Source organism: Hydrogenophaga sp. GW823-FHT04C09, assembly GCF_058796355.1.
The window spans coordinates 45,798-59,105 of record NZ_JBXAIO010000010.1 but is presented as its reverse complement, the minus strand read 5'-3'; the positions used below and the strand labels follow the sequence as shown (position 1 = coordinate 59,105).

Sequence of the window (13,308 nt, the reverse complement as noted above, 5' to 3'; positions counted from 1 at the left end):
TCTTCATGAACCTCATTTTTGCCGGCACGCCGGAATTCGCGCGTGTGGCGCTCGAGCGTTTGCTCGCCGCCGGCTTTCGCGTGCCACTGGTGCTGACCCAGCCCGATCGGCCGGCGGGGCGCGGCATGAAACTGCAGCCCTCGCCCGTCAAACAACTCGCGCAGGAACAGCAGATCACCGTGGCGCAGCCGCGCAGCCTGCGGCTGGACGGCAAGTACCCCGACGACGCGCGGGCGGCGCGTGACGCCATCGAGGCCGCGCAGGCGGATGCCATGGTGGTGGCCGCGTACGGGCTCATCCTTCCCCAGTGGGTGCTGGACACGCCACGCCTGGGCTGCCTGAACATCCACGCCTCGCTGCTGCCCCGCTGGCGTGGCGCGGCGCCGATCCACCGCGCCATCGAGGCGGGCGACGCGCAGACCGGCGTGACCATCATGCAGATGGACGCCGGCCTGGACACCGGCGACATGCTGTTGATCGAGCGCCTGCCCATCCAGGCCCAGGACACCACCGGCAGCCTGCACGACCGCCTGGCCACGCTGGGCGGGCGCCTGATCGTGGAAGCACTGGAGATCGCCGCCTGTGGTGGCCTGAAGGCCGAGAAACAGCCCGCCGAGGGCGTGACCTACGCGCACAAGATCGAAAAGGCCGAGGCCGCGATCGACTGGACCGCGCCGGCCGAGACACTGGCGCGCCGGGTCCGCGCGTTCAACCCCTTCCCGGGGGCTGCCACGGCGCTGGCGGGCGAGGCCATCAAGGTGTGGTCCGCGCACGCCGAGGCCGCAGCGGCGCAGGGCACGCCCGGCCAGGTGCTGGCGGTGGACGCCGATGGCATCCGCGTGGCCACCGGCGGCGGTGTGCTGGTGCTCACCGAGCTGCAACGCGCGGGCGGCAAGCGCCTCGCGGCGGCGGAGTTCCTGCGCGGGTTTGCGCTCGCACCCGGTCAGGTGCTGGACGCCGCGCCCTCGCCGAAAGAGGCGCCCTGATGTTCCACCGCCGTGAATACCGCGACCGCCCCGAGTACTGGGATGGCGTGCGCGACCAGGTCTCGGTGGCCATGGGCATCGGTGCCTGGGGCCTGATGACCGGTGTGGCCATGGTGCAGTCCGGCCTGTCGGCGCTGGAGGCCGTGCTCATGACGCTGATCGTCTACGCCGGCAGCGCGCAACTCGCCGCCGTGCCCATGATCGCCGCGGGCGCACCGCTGTGGGTGATCCTGGCGGCGGCTTTCTGCGTGAACCTGCGCTTCGTCGTGTTCTCGGCGCACCTGCGGCCCTACCTGATGCACCTGCCGCGCTGGGAGCGCCTGATCAAGGGCTACATCACCGGCGACCTGAGCTACGTGTTCTTCGCGCGCCGCTACCCGCACCCGGGCACCAACGAGGAAGAGCTGGCGCAGCAGCAGGCCTACCTCATGGGCAACTGCGCGGTGAACTACGTGGCCTGGATGGGCGCGAGCCTGGCCGGCATTGCCCTGGCCAACGCGATCCCCGTGGCCTGGGGCCTGGGCTTCGCCGGCATCCTTGCGCTGCTGGGCGTGCTGTGCTCGCTGGCCTCATCGAAGCTGCGCTTCGTTTCGGCCGGCGTGGCCGGCGCGGCGGCGGTCGCGGCCTGGGCGCTGCCGCTCAAGCTCAACATCCTGGTGGCAATCGCGAGCGCGGTGGCGATCTGCCTGGTGCTCGAGAAATTCAGACCCCAGGCGCCGGGGCAGGGGGCACACCATGTTTGACCTCGATCCCTGGACCCTGCTCACCATCGTCGCGCTGGGCTGCATCACCGTGATCACGCGCGGCTTCTTCTTCATCTCCAGCAAGCCCTGGAGCCTGCCGCACTGGGCCCAGCGCGGCCTGCAGTACGCGCCCATCGCGGCGCTGGCGGCGGTGATCGTTCCCGAGATCGTGATGAACCAGGGCGCGCTCATCACCACCTGGAAGGACGCGCGCCTGTTCGCCGCGGCCGCCGGCATGGCCTGGTTCTTCTGGAAGCGCGGCGTGCTCGGCACCATCGTCTGCGGCATGGCGGTCTACCTGCCGCTGCGCCTGGGTCTGGGCTGGTGAGGTCCGGCACCGTTTTTCAACGGTGCCATTGTTTCTGGTAGGCCCACTGCGCGTAGCGCGCATGCGCCTGCGCCTTGTCCACCAGGGCCGGGTGGCTCTCGGTGCTGTCCTTCAGCTGGCCATCCCGGTAGCTCATGAGCCGGGGTGGGCTGTCGGGCTGCAGCACCGCCACGTGGGAGCCTTCCATGTAGGCCTGGATCTTGTCGAACTGCAGGATGGCGCGGCCGGGCCGGGTGCGCTGCGCCGGGTCGCTCAGGTCGCGGCCGGTCAGCGGAACCTCGCCACTCAGGCCCATCATGGAGATCAGCGTGGGCGCCAGATCGATCTGGCTGGCCACCGTGCGGATGCGCTCGGGTGCGCGCACCGCGCCGCCCAGGATCAGGCCGGGGATGTGAAAGCGCTCGATCGGGATGACCGAGGGGCCGTACACGCGCGAGTTGTGGTCGGCCACCACGAGGAAGAGGGTGTTGTCCCAGTAGGCGGATTGCTTCGCTTGGTCGAAGAAGCGCCCCAGGGCGTGGTCGGCGTACTTCACCGCGTTGTTCACGGTGTTCTTCGGCTGCTCGTGCAGCTCGAAGCCGCCGTCCGGGAATTCGAAGGGCGCGTGGTTGGACGAGCTGAACACCAGGGCGAAGAAGGGCTTGTCGGCGGGCTGCTGGCTGAAGCGCTGGTGGGCCACATCGAACAGGTCGCCATCGGACGCGCCCCAGGTGGCGATGAAGGCGCTGGCGGGCATGTCCTTCTGCTCCACCACGCGGTCGAAGCCATTGCCCATGAAGTAGCTGCGCATGTTGTCGAAGTGCGATTCGCCGCCGTAGTAGAAGGTGGACTCGTAGCCCCTGGGCTTCAGGAAGCTGGCCAGCGTGAAGAAGTCGCGCTGCGATTTCGCCAGCTTCACCGTGCTCACCGCCGAGGTCGGCGGAAAACCCGCCACCACCGCCTCGATGCCGCGCACCGAACGCGTGCCGGTGGCGTAGAGCTGGTCGAACCAGATGCCCTGGTCGCCCAACCGGTCCAGGTTCGGCGTGAGCGGCAGGCCTCCCAGGCGGCCGACGAACTCGGCGCCCAGGCTTTCTTCGAGCACGATCACCAGGTTCAGCGGCCGCTCGCGCGGGTGCGGGCTGGTCAGCGTGTGGCGCAGGGGCGAAGCGGGGTCGGTGAAGGCGCCGGGCGGCAGCCCGGTTTCTCGCCGCACGATGTCGATCACGCGATCCTGCGGCATCTCGGCGTAGGTGATGCCGCCTTCTTCGGCCTTGCGCGACTGGTAGATCGCGTACGTCACGGTGTAGAGCGAACTCAGGGGCAACTCGTTGACCAGGTGGTCGGTGGTCACGGCCGCCGTGGCGGGGTTGGCCGGGCGGTGCCCCAGCGCGCCGCGTGCGCAGATCGCGAGCGCCACGAACAGCAGCGCCGACAGCAGCCCGGCCTGCCAGACCCGCAGGGTTGCGGGTGGGTGCGGCGCGCGGCGGGTCAGCCGGACATAGGCCCAGCCGATGGTGGGCAGCAGCACCGCCGTGGTCAGCAGGTGCGCCCAATAGTCCTTGATCAGCGTGCCGCCCACTTCCTTCGCGTAGCCCAGGTACTCCACGAAGAGGTAGTTGGGCCGGCTGTCGTACTGCAGCACGAAGGCAGGGGTGGCCAGTTCCATGAAGACCACAAGCAGCAGGGCGATGCCGCCATACACGCGCAGGAAGACACCCCACGCGCGCTGGCTGCGCCGGTGGGTGGCCATCCAGGGCGTGAGCGTGGCGGGCAACACCCAGGCCAGGCCCATCAGCACCGCGTCAAAGCGCAAGCCTTCCCACCACACCAATGGCGCCGCCTGGGCCTGGGCGATGCGGTCGGCCTGCCACCAGGCCAGCCCGGCGCGCGACAGCCACAGCACCGCCAGCATGCAGGCCATGGGCATAAGCAGGGGGCGCAGCACGGCGAGGAGGTGGGTCGGGCGGGGCCGGCGAGGTGGGTGATCGGCCTCCCCCACGGCCGGCGCAGGCCGTGCGCTCTTCGACGGGGTCAGCCACGGCTGGGCCAGCCGCCAGCCCGCCCACGACACGCCGGCGGAGATCAGCAGCGTCCACAGCGTGTGGCTGGGGAAATGGGCTCCCCGCAGGGTTTGCACCGCACCCGCCAACCCGCCCACGAACAGCACGGCGGCCAGCCAGCGCAGGCCGGTCGCGCGCGGGCGATGGGGCGTGCCTGGCGGCGCGTCCAGCCAGGGCAGGCACAGGCCGATGAACGCGAAACCGCTGGACGCATGGCCGCCCGGGAAACAACGCCCCGGGCCGCCGTCGGCCACGCCCCAGGCCCAGTGCGACACCCAGCGGGCCGGTCCGCCGAAGGCCTGCAGGTCCCAGGGGCAACTGGTCAGGCTGGTGTTCTTCACCAGGTTGACCGCCAGCAGCGACAGCGTGGCCAGCGTCACCACGGTCCAGCGTTCGCGCCGGGGCATCTGCAGCCCGGGCCAGCAGGCCCAGGCGCAGAGCAGCAGCCAGCCACCCGTCATGGCCTGCCGCAGGCCGTCGTGCAGCACGCGAGAGAGCCACCAGCTGTCCTGCAGCGCAAAGCCGCGCGGCGTGCCGATGGCGCGCATCACCGCCATGTCCAGGCCGCCCAGGTCCCAGAGCAGGGTGAGGGTGAACAGGCCGAGCAGCCAGGTGGCGGGGGACGATCGGAAGGGGCCGGTGACCCAGCGGGGGCGAGACAGTGCGTGCATGGCGCGGCACTGTGGAAGCCCCAGGTTAAATGCGCCTTAAGGCGGTGCTAAGGCGCGAACCCATAATGAACGGGTTCAGCCTCAACGGACCCCGCGTCCCCTTCAAACACATGCGCGCTCTCGTGGTGGAAGACGACCCCGGCATTGCCAGCGGCCTGCAGGCTTCGCTGCGCCAGGCGGGCTATGCGGTGGACACCTGCCCCTCGCTCGACGCGGCCTGGCTGGCCCTCGCCGTGGAACCCTTCGACGTCATGCTGCTCGACCTCGGCCTGCCCGACGGCGAAGGCCTGGACCTGCTGGCCCGGCTGCGCCGCCGGCCCGCGCCCGCGCCGGGGCGGGACGACCTGCCACGCCACGACATGCCGGTGCTGATCATGACCGCGCGCGACGGCGTGAGCGACCGCATCAGCGGCCTGGACAGCGGCGCCGACGACTACATCGTCAAACCCTTCGACGCGAACGAACTGCTCGCCCGGCTGCGTGCCATGCTGCGGCGCGCCGGCGGGCGCAGCAGCCCGCTGATCCAGCACGGCGAGCTGGTGGTCGATCCGGCGGCCCACACCGTGCGGCGCGCGGGCGAGCCGGTGCCGCTGGGCGGCAAGGAGTTCGCGCTGCTGCTCACGCTGCTGCAGGCGCGGCCGCAGGTGCTGTCCAAGGCGCGGCTGGAATCGGCGCTGTACGGCTTCGACGAAGGCCTGGAGAGCAACGCGATCGAGGTGCACATCCACCACCTGCGCCGCAAGCTCGGCGAGTCCCTGATCAAGACGGTGCGCGGCGTGGGCTACTTCGTGCCCTTGGACGCGCCCGCGCCGCCCGCGAAAGCGGCGCGGCGATGAACAAGGCCGTGGCCGCGCGCGCGAAGACCCTGCGCCACTACCTGCTGGCCTGGGCGCTCGGGGTGCTGGTGGTGGTGTGGCTGGCGCTGATCGCCTTCGCCTGGTCCACCGCCTTCCGCGAGGCCCGCCAGTTCTCCGACGGGCAGATGACGGCCGTGGCCAAGCTCTGGCTCAGCGCCACGCCCTACCGGCTCGAACCCCATGCCGCGGCCGAGGTGCCCGACCTGCAGCACGAGTACCTGCAGGACGTGGCCGTGGTGGCCTGGGACGACGGCCGCCTGGTCGCCGACACCCATGGCATGGTGGGCGGGCTGGACGTGGTGGCCCTGCCCGCGCAGGGCTTCGCCACGGTGCGCGTGAAGGTCCCGGGCCTGGTGCCCGAGTGGCGCGCCTACTCGGCCCAGGCCACGCAGGAAGGGCGGGTGCGGCGCGTGATCGTGCTCATGGACCTGAAGCAGCGCTACGAACTGGGCAAGGACATCGCGGAGCACGTGGCCCTGCCCGCTTTGCTGGTGCTGCCGCTGGTGAGCCTGCTGCTGTGGTGGGCGATCCGCCGCGGCCTGCGCCCGCTCGACCAGCTCTCGAGCGAGGTGGCCGCGCTCGACGGCTTCGCGGGCCAGCGCCTGGGCACGCAGCACCGCCATCGCGAGTTCGCGAGCACGGTGGCCGCGATCAACGCGCTGGTCGACACCTTGCAGACGCGCGCCCAGCGCGAGCGCGAGTTCGCGTCCGACGTGGCGCACGAACTGCGCACGCCGCTGGCCGCGCTCGCCTTGCAGGCCGGCGCGGCGCAGCACGACCCGTCCCCCGAGCGGTTGGCGCAACTGGAGCAGGAGGCCTTGCGCGCGGGCCGCATCCTTTCGCAGTTGCTGGAACTGGCGCGCGCCCAGCGCAACGCCATCGCGGGTGCGGGGCCCCTGGTCGCGGGGCAGGTGGCGCTGGGCGAACTCGCGGCGCGGCTGATCGCGGCCCACGCCCCCTCGGCCTACGAGAGCGGCCACGAGCTTTCCCTGTCGCAGCCCGACGAGCCGGTGGTGGTGCAGGCCCAGCCCATGCTGCTGGAACTCGCGCTGCGCAACCTGATCGAGAACGCGCTGCGCCACACGCCCAGCGGCTCGCAGGTGGCGGTGGCGGTGTGGCGGACCGGCGCGGACCTGGGTGTTTCGGTGAGTGACGACGGCCAGCGCGCCGACGCGGCCCCCCTGGCCGCCGAGCGCGGTGGCCTGGGGCTGGGCCTGCGCCTGGTGGAGCGCATCGCCGAACAGATGGGCGCGCGGCTGGAGCGCGACCAGGGCGAAGCGCCGATGACGACGCGCTTCACGCTGCGCTGGCCGCGCGCATAAGGTTGATTTAACGTCGGCTGCGCACAGTGGCGGGGCCGGCATGTGCTGGCATTCGGATGCCGGCCATGCAGCTCTCGTTGCCCTTTGCGTTTCCCCGCTTTTTCCCCACGTTCCATCTCTCCCCGCCCGGCGCGCGCACACGCCCCAGGGTGGCGGTGTGGGGCCTGGCCCTGTGGCTGGCCAGCCTGGGCAACCTGCCGCTGTGGCAGCGCATCGATGGACTCGGCGGCACACCCACCCAGCGCCTGGCGCTGATCGTCGGGCTGGGCCTGTTGCTGGTGGGTGCCCTGGCGGCGCTGCTCTCGCTGCTGGCCTGGCCGTGCGTGTTTCGGCCCGCCGCCAGCGCGCTGTTGCTGGTGGCCGCGTTCAACACCCACTTCATGTGGCAGTACGGGGTGGTGATCGACCCCACCATGCTCGCCAATGTGGTGCACACCGACGTGCGCGAGGTGCGCGACCTGCTCTCGTGGGCCTTGCCGGGAACGGTGTTGCTGGTGGCCGGGCTGCCCCTGTGGGCGCTCTGGCGCCGGCCGCTGGCCCTGCGCAGCCTGGGGCCGCAAGCCGTGCGCAACCTCATGGGGGCCCTGGCCGCGCTCGCCTTGCTGGTGGCGGCCGCGCTGATGAGCTACCAGGGTCTGGCCTCGCTCATGCGCAACCACAAGGACCTGCGCTACATGGCCAACCCGCTCAACACCGTGTACGCCGGCGCCCGCCTGGCGGTGGACCAGCTGCCGCGCCAGGTGCGCCCGCTGCAACCGGTGGGTCAGGACGCGGCCCTGGGCGCGAGCTATGCGCACCAGCCGCGGCCACCGTTGCTGGTGCTGGTGATCGGCGAGACCGCGCGCGCGCAGAACTTCGGGCTCAACGGCTACGCGCGCAACACCACGCCCACGCTCGCGCGCTGGCAGGCGCAAGGTGATCTGGTGAACTTCGCCCAGGTGAGTTCCTGCGGCACCAACACCCAGGTCTCGCTGCCCTGCATCTTCTCGCCGCTCACGCGCGCGCAGGGCGGCGACAAGACCCCCGAACACGAGAACCTGCTCGACGTGCTGCAGCGCGCCGGCCTGGCCGTGCTGTGGATCGACAACCAGGCCGGCTGCAAGGGCGTGTGCGACCGCGTGCCCAACGCCTACGCGGGCGACCACGCCGTGCCCGGCCTGTGCGAGGGCAGTGAGTGTTACGACGCCGCCATGCTGGACGGCCTGGACCAGCGCCTCGCCGCGCTGGATCCGCAGCGCCGCGCGCGCGGCGTGGTGGTGGTGATGCACCAGATGGGCAGCCATGGTCCGGCGTACGCGAAACGCGCGCCCGCCGACCAGAAGCCGTTCCAGCCCGAGTGCCAGAGCGTCACGCTGTCCGACTGCCCGCACGAGCAGCTGGTCAACGCCTACGACAACTCCATCGCCTACACCGATCATTTCCTGGGCCAGACCCTGCAATGGCTGAAGGCGCGCGCCGATCGCGGCAGCGAGGACACGGGGCTGATCTACGTGTCCGACCACGGCGAGTCGCTGGGCGAGAACGGGATCTACCTGCATGGCGTGCCCTACGCCCTGGCGCCGACGCAGCAGACCCAGGTGCCCATGGTGAGCTGGTTCTCGCCCGGCCTGCAGCGCCGCACCGGCCTGTCGATGGGCTGCCTGCGCGGGCACGCGGCGGCGCCGATCTCGCACGACCATGTCTTCCATTCCGTGCTGGGGTTGATGGACGTGCAGACGCGCGCCTACCAGCCCGCGCTGGACGCGCTGATGCCCTGCAGCGCGGCGTCGCAGGCCCGCTCGCCCGGCGAGCCACCGGTCGCGCTCGTGCACACGGGTTGAGCGGCCGACGGGCATGGGGGGCCGCGTTTCCTACAATGCGGGCTTCTTTCTGACGACCCACCCGCCCACCATGTCCTTCATCCGTTTCTCCGACCTCTGCTCCAGCGGCCAAGCCAAGGGCCAGCGCGTCTTCATCCGCGCCGACCTCAATGTGCCGCAGGACGACGCCGGCCGCATCACCGAAGACACGCGCATCCGCGCGAGCCTGCCGGCCATCCAGATGGCGCTGGACGCCGGCGCGGCCGTGATGGTCACCAGCCACCTGGGCCGCCCCACCGAAGGCGCCTTCAAGCCCGAGGACTCGCTGGCCCCCGTGGCCGCGCGCCTGGGCGAACTGCTGGACCGCCCGGTGCGCCTGGTCGCCAACTGGATCGACGGCGACTTCTCGGTCGCCCCCGGCGAAGTCGTGCTGCTGGAGAACTGCCGCCTCAACGTGGGCGAGAAGAAGAACAGCCCCGAACTGGCGAAGAAGCTCGGCGCCCTGTGCGACATCTTCGTGCACGACGCCTTCGGCACCGCCCACCGCGCCGAAGGCACGACCTACGGCATCGCCGAGACCGCGCCCATCGCCTCGGCCGGCCCGCTGCTGGCCGCCGAGATGGATGCGATTGCCAAGGCCCTCGCGGCCCCCAAACGGCCTTTGGTGGCCATCGTGGCCGGCAGCAAGGTCAGCACCAAGCTGACCATCCTCAAGAGCCTGGCCAACAACGTGGACAACCTGATCGTGGGTGGTGGCATCGCCAACACCTTCATGCTGGCCGCGGGCCTGAAGATCGGCAAGAGCCTGGCCGAGGCCGACCTGGTGAACGAAGCCAAGGCGGTGATCGAGGCCATGAAGGCGCGCGGCGCCGAGGTGCCGATCCCCACCGACGTGGTGACGGCCAAGGCCTTCGCGGCGGACGCACCGGCCACGGTGAAGAAGGCCACGGAGGTGGCCGACGACGACCTGATCCTGGACATTGGCCCGGAGACGGCAGCCAAGCTGGCGGCGCAGCTGATGCAGGCCGGCACCATCGTGTGGAACGGCCCGGTGGGCGTGTTCGAGTTCGCGGCCTTCGAGGGCGGCACCAAGACGATTGCGGACGCCATTGCGAAGAGCAGCGCGTTCAGCATCGCCGGTGGTGGCGACACGTTGGCGGCCATCGCCAAGTACGGCATCGAGAAGGACGTGGGCTACATCTCCACCGGCGGTGGCGCCTTCCTCGAGGTGCTCGAAGGCAAGACCCTGCCGGCGTTTGAAGTGCTGGAGCGCCGAGCCAAGGCATAAGCCTCTGCGGAACGCTCGGGGTTTACCCGACTCTCGCCGCGGTTTATGCGGCCTATCAGAAACCATGATTGGTCGCGCGCGCTTTCTGTTGCTAAATTGGTCCCGTCGCAAACACAACGATGGAGACAGGCATGGCACGACAGACAGCAGCACTGAAGGTGGTGGTTCTTTCCTTGGTGACGGCATGGTCCGCGGCGCAAGCCGGCACGGTCTCCGTGCTCACCTCGTTTCCCAAGGAACTGACGGAGGCCTACAAGAAGGCGTTTGAAGCCGCCAACCCCGGCATCAAGATCGAGATCCTCAACAAGAACACCACGGCCAGCATCGCCTACATCAAGGAGCTGGCGGTGGGCCAGCGGCCCGACGTGATGTGGGCCTCGGCGCCCGATGCCTTCGAAGTGCTGGCGCGCGACAAGCTGCTGCAGGCCGCGCCCGAAGTCAAGAACGCGCAGGTGCCAGCCAAGGTGGGCAACTACCCCATCAACGACCCCAACGGCCTGTACTACGGCCAGGCGCTCGCGGGCTACGGCCTGATGTGGAACACGCGCTACATGCAGGCCAACAAGGTGCCCGCGCCGCGCGAGTGGGCCGACCTGACCAAGCCCGCCTACTTCGGCCACGTGGCCATCTCCTCGCCCTCGCGTTCGGGCACCACCCACCTCACGGTCGAGACCATCCTGCAGGGCGAAGGCTGGGAAAAGGGCTGGACGCAGATGCTGCAGATCGCGGGCAACTGCGCGGCCGTGACCGACCGCAGCTTCGCGGTGCCCGATGGCGTGAACAACGGCCAGTACGGCGTCGGCATGGTGATCGACTTCTTCGGCCTGGCCGGCAAGTACTCGGGCTACCCGGTGGAGTTCCACTACCCCTCGGTGACGGCGGTGGTGCCGGCCAACATCGCGCTCATCAGCGGCGGCAAGAACGCCGACGAGGCCAAGAAGTTCATCGCCTACACGCTCTCGCGCGAAGGCCAGGAATTGCTGTTCGACCCGAAGATCAGCCGCCTGCCGGTGCTGCCCAACGCCTCGTTCGGCAACAAGGCGCCGGCCGGTTATCCCGACGCACAGGAAATCGCCAAGCGCGCCAAGGTGCAGTTCAACACCGACCTCTCGAGCAACCGCTACCAGGTGGTGGTGAGCCTGTTCGACCAGATGGTGACCTTCCGCCTCAAGGAGCTGCAGGCCGCCACGCGCGCCATCCACGAGGCCGACCGCAAGCTGCACGCCAAACCCAACGCGCACGGCAGCGAGCTGCTGCGCCAGGCCCGCAGCTTCGCCTACTCGTCGCTGGTGCCCGAGAGCATGGTCAAGGACGAAAAATTCCTCAACCTGTTCCGCCAGAACAAGCGCGACGTGGAAGTGGCCAAGCAGCTCACCGGGCTCGAAGAGCTGTGGAGCTCAAAAGCCAAGGCCAACTACGAGCGCGCGCGCGACCTGGCCAACCAGGCCGGCGCGCTGGCCAAGTGAGCGCCTGAACGCCCCGTGATGCCCGCGCGCCGGCCTGCCGCGCGCGGGTCCCTCCCTTCCCGGAAAGATTGCCCATGTCCGCTGTCCTGACAGGTTCCGCCGCGCCCGCGCCGCGCCGGCTGCGCCCCCCCACCGTGTGGGGCCACTGGCTGCTCGCCGGCCTGGTGTTTGCCTTCCTGTTCCTGTTTCTGCTGCTGCCGATCGCGGAGGTGATCTACACCGCCTTCGTGACGGAAACCGGCGCGCCCACGCTGGGGCATTTCAGCAACTTCTTCGGCCAGAGCCTGCTGCGCGAATCGCTCATCAACAGCCTGGTGGTGGCGCTGGCCTCGGTGTTCTTCGCCTCGGTGATCGCGATCCCGCTGGCCTACCTCACGGTGCGCTTCGAGTTCCGCGGCGCCCTGCTGATCCAGACGCTGGGCGTGCTGCCGCTGATCATGCCGCCCTTCGTGGGCGCGGTCGCGCTGCAGCTCATCTTCGGGCGCAGCGGCTCGGTCAACCTGCTGCTCAACGACGCGTTCGGCTTCACCGTGCCCATCATGGACGGCCTGGTCGGCGTGACCTTCGTCGAGAGCATCCACTACTTCCCCTTCATCCTGCTCAACCTCGTGGCCGCGATGCGCAACATCGACGGCGCCATGGAAGAGTCGGCGCAGAACCTCGGCGCCAAGGGCTGGCGCCTGTTCTGGCGCATCATCTTCCCGCTCTCGCTGCCGGGTTACCTGGCCGGCGCGGCGCTGGTGTTCGTGAAGGTGTTCGACGACCTGGGCACGCCGCTGGTGATGGGCGTGACCAACATGCTCGCGCCGCAGGCCTACCTGCGCATCACCTCGGTGGGCATCGAGGACCCGCTGGGTTACGTCATCAGCGTGATCATGATCGTGCTGTCCATCCTGGCGCTGTGGATGGCCTCGCGCGTCATGAAGGGCAAGGACTACTCCACGCTGCAAAAGGGCGGCAATTCGCTGCAGCGCCGCACGCTGCGCGGCTGGGCCTCGGTGCTGGCCTACGCCTGGGTGGGCTTCGTGCTGCTGGTCACGCTGGCGCCGCACATCGGCATCCTGCTGATGTCTTTCTCCAAGGTCTGGAGTTTCTCGGTGCTGCCCGACAGCTATACCCTGGAGCACTACGCCACCATCTTCACCGACTCCAAGCTGATGGTGGTCAACACCCTCAAGTACTGCCTGATGGCCGCGAGCCTGGACGTGGTGCTGGGCACGCTCATCGCCTACCTGATCTTCCGCACCGAGCTGCCCGCGCGCCGCTGGCTCGACTACATCGCCTCGATCGCGCTGGCCATCCCCGGCCTGGTGCTGGCCATCGGCTACCTGCGCATGTTCAAGGGCGTGGACATCCCGTTCACCGACACGCCGGTGATCAGCACCTGGGTGCTGATCATGATCGCCTACGCGGTGCGCCGCCTGCCGTACGCGCTGCGCTCCTGCATGGCCGCGCTGCAGCAGGTGCACATCTCGCTCGAAGAGGCCGGGCAGAGCCTGGGCGCGGGCAAGGTCAGCACGGTGCGGCGCATCATGGTGCCGCTCATGATGGGCGGCATCCTGGCCGGCTTCGTCACCAGCTTCATCACCGCCGCGGTGGAGCTCTCGGCCACCATCCTGCTCACCTCGGCGCAGAGCCAGGCGCCCATGAGCTATGGCATCTACCTCTACATGCAGAGCATCGCCGGGCGCGGACCGGGCGCCGCCCTCGGCGTGGTGGCGGTGGTGGTGGTGGCCATCGGCACCTACCTCTCGCACCGCGTGGTGGAGAAATCGCGCGCCCCCACCCGCGCCGCGCAGCCCTGAA

The 13,308-nt window shown here is 69.8% G+C and carries 10 protein-coding genes; 9 read left to right on the top strand and 1 reads right to left on the bottom strand.

The annotated features are described in order from the left end of the window. The first annotated feature begins 5 nt into the window (after positions 1–5). From fmt to AC1Q9M_RS22900, 3 genes are read left to right on the top strand one after another with little or no spacing between them, the layout of a single operon-like run. Complete coding sequence (gene fmt, locus AC1Q9M_RS22910; RefSeq protein ID WP_492435921.1) at positions 6–986, top strand: methionyl-tRNA formyltransferase; 981 nt, start codon at positions 6–8, stop codon at positions 984–986. Beyond that, positions 986–1,729 carry an AzlC family ABC transporter permease gene (locus AC1Q9M_RS22905; RefSeq protein WP_382153081.1) on the top strand — a complete coding sequence of 248 codons (744 nt, stop codon included), beginning with the start codon at positions 986–988 and terminating at the stop codon, positions 1,727–1,729. Before fmt ends, AC1Q9M_RS22905 begins: the two co-directional genes overlap by 1 nt. After that, positions 1,722–2,057: an AzlD domain-containing protein gene (locus tag AC1Q9M_RS22900; RefSeq protein ID WP_291121731.1), complete on the top strand. Its 336-nt coding sequence runs from the start codon at positions 1,722–1,724 to the stop codon at positions 2,055–2,057. The genes AC1Q9M_RS22905 and AC1Q9M_RS22900 overlap by 8 nt, the downstream gene beginning before the upstream one ends. 16 nt (positions 2,058–2,073) lie before the next feature. On the opposite strand, the gene AC1Q9M_RS22895 is transcribed toward AC1Q9M_RS22900, so the two are convergent. Further along, positions 2,074–4,770, bottom strand: a complete 2,697-nt coding sequence (locus AC1Q9M_RS22895; RefSeq protein ID WP_492435918.1) for a sulfatase-like hydrolase/transferase — start codon at positions 4,768–4,770, stop codon at positions 2,074–2,076. Between the two features lie 110 nt (positions 4,771–4,880). On the opposite strand from AC1Q9M_RS22895, the gene AC1Q9M_RS22890 reads away from it, so the two are divergent. The 6 genes from AC1Q9M_RS22890 (at position 4,881) to AC1Q9M_RS22865 (ending at position 13,307) form a co-directional block, all read left to right on the top strand. Continuing rightward, the gene (locus AC1Q9M_RS22890) at positions 4,881–5,606 is read left to right on the top strand and encodes a response regulator (protein ID WP_492435916.1); all 726 of its coding nucleotides are present in this window, start codon (positions 4,881–4,883) and stop codon (positions 5,604–5,606) included. Beyond that, positions 5,603–6,949 carry a sensor histidine kinase gene (locus AC1Q9M_RS22885; protein ID WP_444687696.1) on the top strand — a complete coding sequence of 449 codons (1,347 nt, stop codon included), beginning with the start codon at positions 5,603–5,605 and terminating at the stop codon, positions 6,947–6,949. The genes AC1Q9M_RS22890 and AC1Q9M_RS22885 overlap by 4 nt, the downstream gene beginning before the upstream one ends. 65 nt (positions 6,950–7,014) lie before the next feature. Continuing rightward, complete coding sequence (locus tag AC1Q9M_RS22880) at positions 7,015–8,769, top strand: phosphoethanolamine transferase (RefSeq protein ID WP_492435914.1); 1,755 nt, start codon at positions 7,015–7,017, stop codon at positions 8,767–8,769. 70 nt (positions 8,770–8,839) lie between these two features. Continuing rightward, the gene (locus tag AC1Q9M_RS22875) at positions 8,840–10,036 is read left to right on the top strand and encodes a phosphoglycerate kinase (RefSeq protein WP_492435912.1); all 1,197 of its coding nucleotides are present in this window, start codon (positions 8,840–8,842) and stop codon (positions 10,034–10,036) included. Positions 10,037–10,167: 131 nt separating this feature from the next. Next, a complete protein-coding gene (locus AC1Q9M_RS22870) occupies positions 10,168–11,502 on the top strand; it encodes an ABC transporter substrate-binding protein (protein WP_492435910.1) in 1,335 nt (444 codons plus the stop codon). A gap of 74 nt (positions 11,503–11,576) precedes the next feature. Beyond that, the gene (locus tag AC1Q9M_RS22865; protein WP_382328040.1) at positions 11,577–13,307 is read left to right on the top strand and encodes an ABC transporter permease; all 1,731 of its coding nucleotides are present in this window, start codon (positions 11,577–11,579) and stop codon (positions 13,305–13,307) included. Position 13,308: the final 1 nt, after the last annotated feature.